Below are 471 nucleotides of genomic sequence, written 5' to 3'. Positions count from 1 at the left end.
AATGCCAGTCAGTTAAGCCTGACTGGCATTTTTTCTTCTGGCTGTCGGATATTTATAGGGTCTCTCTTTCACCACCCTTGGGAACGAGCGCTCCCGTCGTCCCGGTAGTCTGACCATCTCTGCTATCGAACTTACGTCCTTTACCAGTTCCGGGATACGCCCAGGCGATGCGCCTTCAAGTGTCCAGAGCAGTTTCATCACCCACGCTGTCGATTCCCTGAAGCTGAGCTGGTTAGGCCAGTATCCCTTCAGCGTTGAGGCCATTCTTATCATCTGATATCTCACCAGATTGTAGGCCAGCAGCACGCCCCACAGCTCCTGCCTTATCATCTCCGGCTTCCTGCTGCGAAGCGTGAGCCTGCTGTCCTGGAGACCCTGCTTTATTTCACGATATCCCAGCTCTATCTCCCAGCGATGACTGTAGAGATCCGCTATTTCTTTACCCGGGTAACGCATCGCATCCGTCATCGA

The 471-nt window shown here is 53.3% G+C and carries 1 protein-coding gene; it reads right to left on the bottom strand.

Annotated features, from left to right (window positions below):
* Nucleotides 1–12: 12 nt before the first annotated feature.
* Nucleotides 13–471: transposase (locus VI01_RS15835; protein WP_156149370.1), on the bottom strand; the 459-nt coding region annotated here is incomplete at its 5' end.

This window comes from Pantoea sp. SM3 (assembly GCF_000963995.1).
Taxonomy (GTDB): domain Bacteria; phylum Pseudomonadota; class Gammaproteobacteria; order Enterobacterales; family Enterobacteriaceae; genus Pantoea; species Pantoea rwandensis_B.
The sequence above is the reverse complement of the archived record's forward strand: the minus strand, read 5'-3'. Positions and strand labels throughout refer to the sequence as shown.